Source organism: Trebonia sp. (assembly GCF_049794275.1).
Lineage (GTDB): Bacteria > Actinomycetota > Actinomycetes > Streptosporangiales > Streptosporangiaceae > Trebonia.
Map to the genome: position 1 here is coordinate 1 of NZ_JBARCR010001103.1, position 3,330 is coordinate 3,330.

The 3,330-nt window shown below is 70.5% G+C and carries 3 protein-coding genes and 1 pseudogene; 2 read left to right on the top strand and 2 right to left on the bottom strand.

From position 1 onward, the window contains the following. The coding region (locus tag WA805_RS27460) for a xanthine dehydrogenase family protein molybdopterin-binding subunit (RefSeq protein WP_425243786.1) at positions 1-529 on the top strand (529 nt) is incomplete at its 5' end. Between the two features lie 85 nt (positions 530-614). Beyond that, entirely contained in the window at positions 615-1,724 is a 1,110-nt protein-coding gene (locus tag WA805_RS27465; RefSeq protein WP_425243787.1) for a cation diffusion facilitator family transporter, read from the top strand. Here WA805_RS27465 and WA805_RS27470 read toward each other — a convergent pair. Together WA805_RS27470 and WA805_RS27475 are read right to left on the bottom strand one after the other, a co-directional pair. Continuing rightward, on the bottom strand, positions 1,719-3,011 hold the full coding sequence (locus WA805_RS27470) for an ATP-binding protein (RefSeq protein WP_422339330.1): 1,293 nt from the start codon (positions 3,009-3,011) through the stop codon (positions 1,719-1,721). The genes WA805_RS27465 and WA805_RS27470 overlap by 6 nt on opposite strands. Next, positions 2,996-3,330: pseudogene (locus WA805_RS27475) on the bottom strand (hypothetical protein); the annotation flags it as partial. The gene WA805_RS27470 and the pseudogene WA805_RS27475, both read right to left, overlap by 16 nt.

Genomic DNA, 3,330 nt, shown 5'->3' on the forward strand with positions numbered 1-3,330 from the left:
GATGTCGGTCACCGAGGCCGCCGCACGCCTCGGCGGCATCACCGCGACGGCCGGCTCAGGCGCGCCACCGGAGACCTATGCGTCCGGCTCCTACGCGTGCGTGGTGGCCGTCGACCCGGATACCGGCCGGGTCACGCTGCTGCGGATCGTCGCGGTCGACGACTGCGGCGTGGTGATCAACCCGCTGCTCGTCGAGGGCCAGGTGCACGGCGCCATCGCCCAGGGCCTGGGCCAGGCGCTATGGGAGGAAGTGGCGTACGACGACGCCGGCCAGCCGATGGCCGCCTCCCTGATGGACTACGCGGTCCCGTTCGCCGCCTCGCTGCCCCCGATCGAGTCCTACCTGGTGTGTACGCCGTCCCCGACGAACCCGCTCGGCGTGAAGGGCATGGGCGAAAGCGGCACGATCGGCGTCACCCCCGCCCTGGTCAACGCTGTCATGAACGCCCTCCGCCCCTACGGAGTGCGCCACCTGGACATGCCGCTGACTCCGGAGAAAATCTGGACCGCCATCCACGACCCCCGCTGACCCCTTGCTGCGAGCTGGTCGCGGCTGCGCCGGGCTGGCTGTTATCGATGTGCTGCAACGCGTTTTAGCTGGCACTCTCTGGAATATGAGCCACTCGCATCCGCACGCCGCGAGCCACGGCCCGCATGACCACGGCCAGCGTGACCACGGTCGCGAAGGGCGCGAGCGTGCCACCGGGCGAGCCGGGGCGGTGTCGCGGGTGGCACACGCGCTGCGCCCGCACTCGCATGAGCCCGCGGACCAGGTGGATCCGGCACTGGAGGCCAGCGCCGAGGGGATGCGGGTGCTGTGGGTATCGCTGGCCATCCTGGCGGGCACGGCGGCCGTGCAGGCCGCGGTCGCGGCGGCGTCGGGGTCGGTGGCGCTGCTGGGGGACACGCTGCACAACGCCGCCGACGCGCTGACCGCCGTGCCGCTGGCGGTGGCGTTCATCGTTGGCAGGCGGCCGCCGGACCGCCGGTACACCTACGGGTACGGGCGGGCCGAGGACCTGGCCGGAGTGGCGATCGTGGTGCTGATCGCGGCGTCGTGCGTGCTGGCGGCGTCCGTGGCGGTATCCCGGCTGCTGCACCCGCACCCGGTCTCTGACCTGGCCGCGGTGGCGGCGGCCGCACTGGTGGGGTTCGCGGGCAACGAGCTGGCCGCCCGCTACCGGATCAGGACCGGGCGCAGGATCGGGTCGGCGGCGCTGGTGGCGGACGGGCTGCACGCCCGCACCGACGGGCTCGCCTCACTGGGGGTGCTGGCCGGAGCGGGCGGCGTGGCGCTGGGCTGGAACTGGGCCGACCCGGTCGTTGGTCTGGCGATCACGGCGGTGCTGCTGTCCGTGCTATGGCGCGCGGCCCGCGAGATTTACCGGCGGCTGATGGACGCCGTCGACCCCGAGCTGGTCGATCAGGCCGAGCGCGCCCTGCGCGGCACACCAGGCGTGCTGGGCACCGGGCAGGTCCGGCTTCGCTGGATCGGTCACCGGCTGCACGCCGAGGCCGAGATCACCGTCAGCGGCGAGATCACCGCGATCGAGGCGCACCGGGTCGCGGTCAGCGCCGAGCATCACCTGCTGCATGCCCTGCCCCAGCTATCGGGGGCCCTGGTGCACGCCGACCCTGAGCCCCGCCAGGGCGTCGACGACCACGCGGTACTCGCATCCCACCGCCCGGTTCGCCCGAAATCCATGGCGTTTCCGTTGTCATAGCGACCGAAACGCCACGGATTTCGTCCAGAGCTGGCTGAGCGGCGTGATCTGGATCCAGCCGTCGTTCCGGTATGCGTACTCGCCGGTGTAGAGGACGACGGCTTCTTCCAGGCGGGGGCCCAGCCGGTCCTTCAGCAGGCGGAGACCGCGCAGGTCATCGCCGCTGACGCGGGTGCCCGCCTTGATTTCGAAGGCGATCACCTGGCCGTCGTCGCGCTCCAGCACGAGGTCCACCTCGTCGCCGGCCTCGGTCCGGAAGTAGCCCGCCGCGACTGGGGCATCGGACCAGCTGGCCTGCTTGAGGATCTCACCGACCGCGAACGTCTCAAGGAGGTGGCCGTACTCAGTGAGAGTGGAGGGTGCCGCCTGGGCGATCTTCTGGGGGGTGAGATTCAGCAGCCAGGCCATCACGCCGGAATCGACCACGTGCACCTTGGGGTGCTTGACGACCCGGGAGCCAAGGGTCGTGCCCCAGGCCGGAAGCCGGTGAATGAGGAAGACGGCCTCGAGGAGCTTGATGTAGTTCTCTGCCGTCGACCGTTCCAGGCCGATCGCCCCGGCGACCGGGGTGATGTTGAGCACCTGCCCTGACCGGGCGGCGAGCTGGCCCAGCAGCCGGGGCAGCATCTCACGCTGCCGGACCCGCGAGATGTCCATCACGTCCTTGTCCACGACCAGGTCGACGTAGTTGGCGAACCAGCGGGAACGCGACGGCCCTGGCGGACGGCGCAGGGCCACCGGCATCCCTCCCGCCGTCGACCGCCGGGCGTACTCGTCCCGGGTGGCTGCCGCCGCCTCCCGCGGCAGCCCTGCGACGCCATCGCCATCGAGGAGCCTGGCTACGAACGTCTCCCGGATCCCGTCGATCTCGCCCTGGGTGAGCGGAAGTACGGGAATGATGTCGACCCGGCCGGTCAGCGCCTCGGCCGCCGCCGGGATCGCGGCATACCGCGTCGATCCGGCCAGGACATACCGGCCGGGACGAAGATCCCGGTTGAGCTGAGCCTTGATGGCGTCGAGGAGCTCGGGAACATGCTGGTACTCGTCAATAAGGACCGGCTCGGCCGACTCCACGAACCGGCCGGGATCAGCGCGCACCGCCGACCGCGTGGCCGGGTCGTCGCAGTCGATCACCGGGCGGCCGAGACGTGCGGCGAGCTGTCCAAGGAGCGTGCTCTTCCCCACCGTCCGCGGACCGTTGAGGACGAGCACCGGCTCCTCTGCGAAACGAGCCTCAGCCACATCGACAAGTCGTCGCTCTGCCAGGCCGGTCAGAACCTCGCGCATGCTCCTATACTAGCTGGTATTTTCCCAGATTCCAGGAGATTTTTTCCCCGTTTCCGGTCTATAGATTCCCATTTTCCAGCTACTTGATTCCGTAAATCCGTGAGGCCGAGCAGCTCGGCTGCGGCCTGGGCGTTGGCGCGGGAGGCGCCGTAGGTGGCCAGGTAGGCCTGGTACGCCCCGGCCGGCGGCTGCCAGTAGGGCAGCCCCATCTCCACCAGGATCGTGTCCGGGCGCTCGGCGAGCACCGCCGTCACCAGGCTCCGGGTGGCGGGGGAGCGGTGCGCGTCACGAACCGCCAGGATCAGCGACCGCTCTGTGG